The sequence below is a fragment of the Streptomyces sp. NPDC047706 genome (assembly GCF_043204795.1).
In the GTDB taxonomy this organism is placed as follows: domain Bacteria; phylum Actinomycetota; class Actinomycetes; order Streptomycetales; family Streptomycetaceae; genus Streptomyces.
On record NZ_JBIDCW010000055.1, the window covers coordinates 1 to 7,444 of the forward strand.

Consider the following 7,444-nt stretch of genomic DNA (forward strand, 5'->3'; position numbering starts at 1 on the left):
GTGCCCAGATCATCACTCGAACCCCGCGAATCACGCATCAACGACGACAACGTCTGCGCACCCATGTCGAACTTCATGCAGAACCCGCCTCCCCCTAGGACTACTGGGCGACCGCTCCCGATGCGCCCCAACGATTCTCAGTCATCTCTATCAACCTCGCCGTTGCCTCTGCAATCTGGGTGTCCATCACTCACAGAAGCACCACATCTTGCTCGGGGAGAAGTGGGAGCTCCCCGTGGCAGGGGTCGACGCCGAGCTGTGACCGGGCCCGCGTCGGCACGGAGCCATGACCGGCCACCCGCCGGGGCGGTCAGCGGCCGGCGGACTGGGCCGTCGGGCCTTCGCGGCAGATCAGCAGGAGGGCGCGGTCGTCGTTGACGTCCTTCGCGACCGCCTCGATGAGGTGCCAGGCGGCGCCCTGGAAGCCGCCGCCGACGTAGCGGTCGGCCTCGCCGGTGAGGCGGTCGATGCCCTCGACGATGTCGCGGTCGGAGGTCTCCACCAGGCCGTCGGTGAAGAGCATCAGCACGTCACCCGCCCGGAGCGAGCCCTTCACGGGGTCGAACTGGGCGCCGTCGTACACGCCGAGCAGCGGGCCGTCGGCCGCCTTCTCCTCCCAGCGGCCGCTGCCCGCGCTGAGCTGGAGCCCGGGCGGATGGCCCGCGGAGTACAACTCGTAGTCACCGGTGTCGAGGTCGAGGACGAGGTGGATGGAGGTGGCGAAGCCCTCCTGCCAGTCCTGGCGGAGCAGATAGCCGTTGGCGGCGGGGAGGAACGCGTGCGGGGGCAGGCTGCCGAGGAGACCGCCGAAGGCGCCCGACAGCAGCAGTGCACGCGAGCCGGCGTCCATGCCCTTGCCGGAGACGTCCGTCAGGACGACCTCCAGGGTGCGGCCGCCGTTCGTGCGGGCCGCGACCACGAAGTCGCCCGAGAAGGACTGGCCGCCCGCCGGGCGCAGGGCCATCTCACGGTGCCAGCCCTGCGGCAGCTGGGGCAGCTTGCTCTGGACCCGGATGCGTTCGCGCAGGTCGAACAGCATGGTGCCGCCGCGCCGCCAGGGCACCCCGACGCGGCTGCGGAACTGGGCGATGAGCAGGCCGAAGAAGCCGCACGCGGCGACGACGAGGACGACCCCGGGCGTGACCCGGGACGGGCCCTGCGTGTAGGGGCCGAGCTGTATCGACTCGACGATCAGGGCCGTGGCGGCCGCGGCGTACAGGCCGAGCAGGCTGGCCGGGCGCAGCAGCAGGCCACCGGCGACGATCGGCAGGACCAGGACGACCGGTGAGCACCACACCGAGTTGGCGAGCGTACCGGCGGTGATCAGGGGAATGGTGAGCAGCAGGCCGGCCAGCGCGACCCAGTCGGAGCCGTCGCCGCGGAAGTAGTCGACGGCGCTTCTGCGCAGGGCGACGCGGACCCGGTGCCATCGCATCTTCAACCGGGCCGGGAACGTCTCGGCCGCCGTGCGCCGCTCTCGTCCTGCTGCCATCAGTTCGGGACCCTATCCATCGGACCAGCCGCTCGGCACGGGAGGTCCCACTTGTCCCCCGTCCGAGGCTCGACTCCACAGTGAACTTCACGGAAAGCCCGTACGCCGCCGTCCTGGCGAAGTCGGGGAAAATTCCCTCGCCGGTCCCGCGGTGCCCTGGTAGGCATGGCCCCATGGCAACTGACTTCCCCGCAGGCACGGCCACCGGGCCGCGGGTGCTGCGACCGGACGACTGGGATTCCTGGTACGACACCCTGATCCGTGCCTTCGGCGGGGTGCCGGAGTCCCCCGAGGAACGGGAGCTGTGGAACGCGCTCACGGAGTTCGACCGTTCGCTGGGCGTCTGGGAGGACGGCACGTGCGTGGGGACGGCGGGGGCGTTCTCGTTCCGGCTGACCGTGCCCGGCGGGGCCTGCGTGCCCACCGCGGGCGTGACGATGGTCGGGGTGGCGGCCACACATCGCCGCCGGGGCGTGCTGACGTCCATGATGCGGCGGCAGTTGGACGACGTGCGGTCCTGGGGGGAGCCGCTGGCGGTGCTCACCGCGTCCGAGCCGGCGATCTACGGCCGGTTCGGGTACGCCGCCGCGACCTTCGGGCTCAGCGCGGAGATCGACACGGCGCGGGTACGGCTGTCGGTCCCGGCCGGCTCCGATGACGTACGGCTGCGGTACGCGGCGCCCGCCGACGTCCTCGACGTGTGTGAGGGCGTCTACGCCCGCCTGGTGCCGTCGCGGCCCGGGATGCTGGCGCGGCGGCCCGGGTGGGAGCGGCTGGGGGTGCTCGACCCCGAGAGCGAGCGGGACGGGGCGTCGCCCTTGCAGTGCGTCGTCGCCGAGCGGGGCGGCGAGGTCGCCGGGTACGCGCGGTTCCGGGTCAAGCTCGGGTGGGGGGAGGCCGGGCACAACGGCACGGTGGTGCTGGACGATCTGGCGGCCCTCGATCCGGAGACGGAGGGCGCGCTGTGGCGGTTCCTGTTCGGGATCGACCTGACGACGACCCTGTCGGTGCAGGGACGGCCTGCCGACGACGCGTGGCAGTACCAGGTGTCCGACATCCGGCGGTGCCGGGCGCGGTCCCGGGACACGCTGTACGTGCGCCTGGTCGACCTCGGGGCGGCGCTGGAGGCCCGTACGTATCAGGCGCCGGTGGACGTCGTGTTCGAGGTGGAGGACGACTTCTGCCCGTGGAACGCGGGACGGTGGCGGCTGTCGGGGGACGCGAAGGGCGCGTCGTGCGCGCGGACCACCGAAGCGGCCGACCTCGCCCTGTCCGTACGGGAGCTGGGGGCGGTGTATCTCGGCGGGGTGAGCCTCGGTGCGCTGGCGGCGGCCGGACGGGTACGGGAGCTCCGGGCCGGTGCGCTGAGCGAGGCGGCGGTGGGGTTCGGGAGCACGGTGACGCCCTGGCTGCCGCACGGTTTCTGAGGCGAGCACCGTGACGCCCTGGCTGCCGCACGGTTTCCGAGCGAGCACCGTGACGCCCTGGCTGCCGCACGGTTTCCGAGGTGGCCGGCAGGCCCCGGGTCAGCCGTGCTGGCAGGCGGGGCACCAGAAGAGGTTGCGGGCGGCGAGGCCGGCGGTGCGGATCTCGCCGCCACAGATGTGGCAGGGCTGCTGGGCCCGGCGGTAGACGTAGACCTCGCCGCCGTGGTCGTCGACGCGGGGCGGGCGGCCCATGGCCTCGGGGGTGTGCTCGGGGCGGACGGTGTCGATGCGGTTGTTGCGCACGCCCTCGCGCATGAGCTCGACGAGGTCGCTCCAGATCGCGTCCCACTCGGCGGCCGTGATGTCCCTTCCCGGGCGGTACGGGTCGATCCGGTGCCGGAAGAGGACCTCCGCGCGGTAGACGTTGCCGACGCCGGCGACGACCTTCTGGTCCATGAGGAGGGCGGCGATGGTGGTGCGGCTGCGTGAGATCCGCCGGTAGGCGGCGCCGGGGTCGGCGTCGTCGCGGAGCGGGTCGGGCCCGAGGCGGTCGTGTACCGCCCGCTTCTCCTGGCCGGTGATCAGGGCACAGGTGGTCGGGCCGCGCAGGTCGACGTACCCGGTGTCGCCGGCGAGCCGCAGGCGCACGGTGTCGGTGGGCGGCGGGGCGGGCGCGTCACCGAAGGCGACCTTGCCGAACAGGCCCAGGTGGATGTGGACCCAGTCGGCGTCGCGGAAGCGCAGGAAGAGGTGCTTGCCGTGGGCCTCGGTCGCGGTCAGGACGGCCCCGTCCAGGAGGTCCGCGGCGTCGGAGAACTTGCCCTGAGGACTGGTGACCCGGGGGGCCGTGCCGGAGAAGCGGGCGGCGTAGTCCTGCGCCAGCCGGTGAATCGTGTGCCCCTCTGGCACGGTCCCTGCTTCCTTCCGGCCCCCGGGGCGGTGTCGGCTGCTGCCTCAGTCCTGCTGCGGGTGGTGCGCCGGGATCGGCGGCAGTTCGCGCGTGGTCTCGTACGCGGCCAGCATCTCGATGCGGCGGACGTGACGCTCCTCGTCGGTGAACGGCGTGTTCAGGAACGTCTCGGCGAACTTCGTCGCCTCGTCCAGCGAGTGCATACGGGCGCCGATGGCGACCACGTTGGCGTTGTTGTGCTGGCGGCCGAGCGACGCCGTCTCCTCGCTCCAGGCCAGTGCCGCACGGACGCCCTTGACCTTGTTCGCGGCGATCTGCTCACCGTTGCCGGACCCGCCGATGACGATGCCGAGGGCGTCGGGGTCGGCGGCGGTGCGCTCCGCGGCGCGGAGGCAGAACGGCGGGTAGTCGTCCTGGGCGTCGTAGATGTGGGGGCCGCAGTCGACGGGGTCGTGGCCGGCCGCCTTGAGCCACTCGACGAGGTGGTTCTTCAGTTCGTAGCCGGCATGGTCGGAGCCGAGGTACACGCGCATGGGACGAGTGTGACATGCGCCGTGCGGGGCAGCAGGGCCGGGTGGCTGGGCCGAAAGATGTGAGTAACGCCACCGAACCTCAGGAAAACCTCAAGCAACGATACGGATCTGCTTCTCCCAGCTGCGGATGCGGAAGATCGTCGAGCGGGAGGGGCCCGAGAAGCCGGTCGTGCGGATGTGGCTGTACCCGTATCTGACCTGGGCGACCGCCGCGCTGATCGTCTTCGTGCTCGGCTGCACGCCGACCGACACCGAACACGACGGACGCAGGACGGTGCTGCTGTCGCTGCTCGTCGCGGCCCTGGTGCCCGCGGACGCCGTGGTCCGGCAGCGGACCGGGAAGCGCGGGACCGCCGAGTCCGCCGCGCAGCCCGCCGGGGTGCGTGACCGGCCACCTCCCTGCGAGAGCTTCACGCCGCTGTGCCCTCACAGTGGCGTGAAGCTCTTCTTCACGTCTTCGTAGATCGCCAGCGCCACGTCCTCTCCCGCCGGCTGGTACCACGTGTTGATCTGGTACGACTTCCCCCTCGCGTCGAAGCCCAGCAGCCGGGCGTGCCAGGGGACGCCGTCCAGCGTGAAGGTGTACTCCCAGACCACGGCCGGGTGGCCGCGGAACGTCGTCTCCTCCAGCCGGATCTTGCGGTAGTCCCGTCCTTGGTGGGCGTTGCGCTCCGAGGTGCGCCAGCTCTCCATGAGGTCCCCCCGGGCCAGGGACGACTTGGCGACCAGTTCCTGGGTGCCCTCGGGAGAGGTGTAGTGCACCTCCGCGCCCGTCTTCACGTCCCGCCGCCAGCCTTCCGGCGTCACCCACGCGTACCCGCCGGCCTCCTCCCGGGCGCCCGGGGACAGGCTCGGCGGCCGGGAGGTGCCGGCGACCGTGGGCGAGGCGGAGCCGGGGGCAGGGGCGCCGGCCGGCGAGGACACCGGGGGCCGTCCGTCCGTCCGGGCGCCGTCCGGTGTCTTCCCTGTCGCGGCCCAGACGATCCCGGCCACCGCGGCGGCCACGAGGACACCGGCCGCGGCGGCCACCGCGGTCCGTGCCGTCCGGCGCCGGGCGGGCACCGCGCCCCCCGGCAGTCCGCTCCCGGGCGGTACGTCCGCGGTTCCGGGGGCCGGACGCCGCTCCGTCTCCGCCTGTGCCCGCGTCAGGGAGACACCGCTGCCCGGCCGGGCCCGTTCGCGGGGCGGCTTCACGAGCGCCGGCGTCGGCTGCTCCCGCACCGGCGGCGGCTGCGCCACCGGCGGCGTGGGCGTGGGCTCCGCCGACGCCACCCCGCGCAGCGCCGCCGCCAACTCCGCCAGGCCCGGACGGGTCTGCGGCTCCTTCCGCAGCAGCGCGCCCAGCACGTCCCTCAGCGGCCCTGCGGACGCCGGCAGTCCGGGCTCCTCGTACAGCACCGCGTGCAGGGTAGCCAGCGTCGTGTTCCGTGCGAACGGGGACTGCCCGGCCAGTGCCGCCGACAGCGTCGCCCCGAGCGACCAGATGTCCGACGGCGGCCCTTGCGGACGTCCGGAGATCCGCTCGGGGGCCATGTAGTCGTGCGAGCCGACCAGCATCCCGGCCATGGTCAGCGCCTTGGTGTCCTGGATCGCCGCGATGCCGAAGTCGGTGAGCACCACCCGCCGGCCGGCCCTCTCGACCAGGACGTTCCCCGGCTTGATGTCCCGGTGCAGCACCCCGCGCGCGTGCACCTCGCGCAGCGCCTCCACCAGCCCCAGTCCGATCCGCGCCGCCTCACCCGGCCCGAGCGGCCCGTCCTCGGCCATGATCCGCTCCAGGGAGCGCCCCACCACCAACTCCATGACGATCCACAGGCGTTCGCCCTCGTCGACGACGTCGTAGACCCGCACCACGTGGGGATGGTCGATCCGCGCGGTGGCCCGGGCCTCGCGCAGGGTGCGTTCGCGGCGGGTGCGGGCGTCCTCGGCGTCCAGGCCGTCGATGCGCATTTCCTTGACGGCGACCGGCCGGTCGAGCATTTCGTCGGCGGCTCGCCACACCCGCCCCATTCCCCCCTGCCCGATGCTTTCGGCCAACCGATAGCGCCCTGCCACCAGTAGACCTGGAACACCGGAACTTCGCGTATTCCCCGGCAATTCGCCGCACCCCCCTCAACGGAGCCTCAACAGCCACACGTCAGGCCGTAACAGCATAGTGCGGAGAAATCTTGTGGTACCTCTTCAAGTACTGCGTATTCAGGCGCAGGCAAGGGGGACGAACATGCGTTCAACTCGAATGAGGGCCATCACCGGATCACTGGCGGCGGCATCCTTCTCGGCCGTGCTGGTCCTTTCCGGCACGGCCGGGGCGGACGATCAGGGGCCCGGAAGCGACAAGGGGGGAAAGGCCGTCGACAAGGCGCCCGCCGGGGTGGAACTGACCACGCTGCTGCCCGAGAGGATCTCGGTCCACAACGATTCGAAGGAAACGGCGATCACCGCCACCGTGAAGAACGGTGGGACGAAGGACAGCGGTCCGATCAGGCTTCTGGTCGTCGGTTTCGACGGGCTGACGGTCACGAATGCCGAAGGCTGCGCCGCCATACCGGAAGGCGATCTGCCGGAAGGTTCGAACAGCGGCTTCGCCTGTTCGCTGGACGATCTGGCGGCGGGCGCTTCGAAGTCGTACGGCATCGACGCCACCTACGACCTGGGCAGGACAGGAAAGATCTGTCTGCCCGTGCAGAACAGCGACGGGAGCAAGACGTTCTGGCAGCAGGGCCCCGTCCCGTTCGGTACGGCGAACCCGTCCCCGAACGCCCCGGCCACCCCCCTGCTGCTCGGCACCGACAACAAGCCGGTGGCCCCGGGCGGCGACGAGCTGCCCAGGACCGGTCCCGGCCGTGACGTCCTGCCGCTGGGCGCGGCCGGCGTCACGCTGGTCGCGGCCGGCGCCGCGGGGGTGTGGTGGACCCGGCGGCGACCGGCGTGACGGCGGTGCGCAGAACGCGGAGGGGGGGGGGGGGGGGGGGGGGGGCCCCCCCCCCCCCCCCCGGGCGGGCCCCCCCCCCCGCCCCCCCCCCCGCCGGCGCGGCCCCCCCCCCCCCCCCCCCCCCCCCCCCCCCCCCCCGCCCCCCCCCCC

6 protein-coding genes and 1 pseudogene are annotated in these 7,444 nt (G+C 72.6%); 3 read left to right on the forward strand and 4 right to left on the reverse strand.

Annotated elements, in window-relative coordinates; translation table 11 throughout:
* Positions 1 to 310: 310 nt before the first annotated feature.
* On the reverse strand, positions 311 to 1,492 hold the full coding sequence (locus ACGF8A_RS34285) for a PP2C family protein-serine/threonine phosphatase (RefSeq protein WP_393114710.1): 1,182 nt from the start codon (positions 1,490 to 1,492) through the stop codon (positions 311 to 313).
* A gap of 173 nt (positions 1,493 to 1,665) precedes the next feature.
* Here ACGF8A_RS34285 and ACGF8A_RS34290 point away from each other — a divergent pair, with 173 nt between their 5' ends.
* A complete protein-coding gene (locus ACGF8A_RS34290) occupies positions 1,666 to 2,919 on the forward strand; it encodes a GNAT family N-acetyltransferase (RefSeq protein ID WP_393114713.1) in 1,254 nt (417 codons plus the stop codon).
* Between the two features lie 99 nt (positions 2,920 to 3,018).
* Here ACGF8A_RS34290 and ACGF8A_RS34295 read toward each other — a convergent pair whose 3' ends face one another.
* Both ACGF8A_RS34295 and ACGF8A_RS34300 read right to left on the reverse strand, forming a co-directional pair.
* Positions 3,019 to 3,828: an Fpg/Nei family DNA glycosylase gene (locus ACGF8A_RS34295; protein ID WP_393114715.1), complete on the reverse strand. Its 810-nt coding sequence runs from the start codon at positions 3,826 to 3,828 to the stop codon at positions 3,019 to 3,021.
* Positions 3,829 to 3,873: 45 nt separating this feature from the next.
* Positions 3,874 to 4,362 (reverse strand): ribose-5-phosphate isomerase, encoded by a 489-nt coding sequence (locus ACGF8A_RS34300; RefSeq protein ID WP_393114717.1) that lies wholly within the window; start codon positions 4,360 to 4,362, stop codon positions 3,874 to 3,876.
* A 106-nt stretch (positions 4,363 to 4,468) separates the two neighbouring features.
* Here ACGF8A_RS34300 and ACGF8A_RS34305 point away from each other — a divergent pair.
* Positions 4,469 to 4,825 (forward strand): annotated as a pseudogene (locus ACGF8A_RS34305) (hypothetical protein); the annotation flags it as partial.
* Here the strand turns inward: ACGF8A_RS34305 and ACGF8A_RS34310 are convergent.
* Positions 4,789 to 6,372 carry a protein kinase gene (locus ACGF8A_RS34310; RefSeq protein WP_393114723.1) on the reverse strand — a complete coding sequence of 528 codons (1,584 nt, stop codon included), beginning with the start codon at positions 6,370 to 6,372 and terminating at the stop codon, positions 4,789 to 4,791. The pseudogene ACGF8A_RS34305 and the gene ACGF8A_RS34310 sit on opposite strands and share 37 nt — an antisense overlap.
* Positions 6,373 to 6,583: 211 nt before the next feature.
* Here ACGF8A_RS34310 and ACGF8A_RS34315 point away from each other — a divergent pair, with 211 nt between their 5' ends.
* Positions 6,584 to 7,294, forward strand: a complete 711-nt coding sequence (locus ACGF8A_RS34315) for a hypothetical protein (RefSeq protein ID WP_393114720.1) — start codon at positions 6,584 to 6,586, stop codon at positions 7,292 to 7,294.
* Positions 7,295 to 7,444: the final 150 nt, after the last annotated feature.